Genomic DNA, 511 nt, shown 5'->3' with positions numbered 1-511 from the left:
AGATACCCATCTGCGAAATCGGACGCGAGAGCTCGGTCGTCGCATCGAGGTGCGCGAACGTCGTGGCCGGAGCCGGGTCGGTGTAGTCGTCGGCGGGAACGTAGATCGCCTGCAGCGAGGTGATCGAGCGTCCACGGGTCGAGGTGATGCGCTCCTGGAGCTCACCCATCTCGTCCGCCAGCGTGGGCTGGTAACCGACGGCCGACGGCATACGACCGAGAAGGGTCGACACCTCCGAACCTGCCTGCGTGAAGCGGAAGATGTTGTCGATGAACAGAAGAACGTCCTGTCCCTGAACATCGCGGAAGTACTCCGCCATGGTCAGTGCCGACAACGCCACGCGCATACGCGTGCCGGGCGGCTCGTCCATCTGGCCGAAGACGAGGGCGGTGTCCTGGAGGACGCCCATCTCTTCCATCTCGAGGTGAAGGTCGGTGCCTTCACGGGTGCGCTCGCCGACTCCCGCGAACACCGAGGTGCCCGAGAACTCGCGTGCGATACGGGTGATCAT

At 64.4% G+C, this 511-nt stretch carries 1 pseudogene; it reads right to left on the bottom strand.

From position 1 onward, the window contains the following. Positions 1–511: pseudogene (locus R4P08_RS18495) on the bottom strand (F0F1 ATP synthase subunit beta); the annotation flags it as partial.

This window comes from Rhodococcus sp. IEGM 1408 (assembly GCF_033142235.1).
Classification (GTDB): Bacteria; Actinomycetota; Actinomycetes; order Mycobacteriales; family Mycobacteriaceae; genus Dietzia.
The sequence above is the reverse complement of the archived record's forward strand: the minus strand, read 5'-3'. Positions and strand labels throughout refer to the sequence as shown.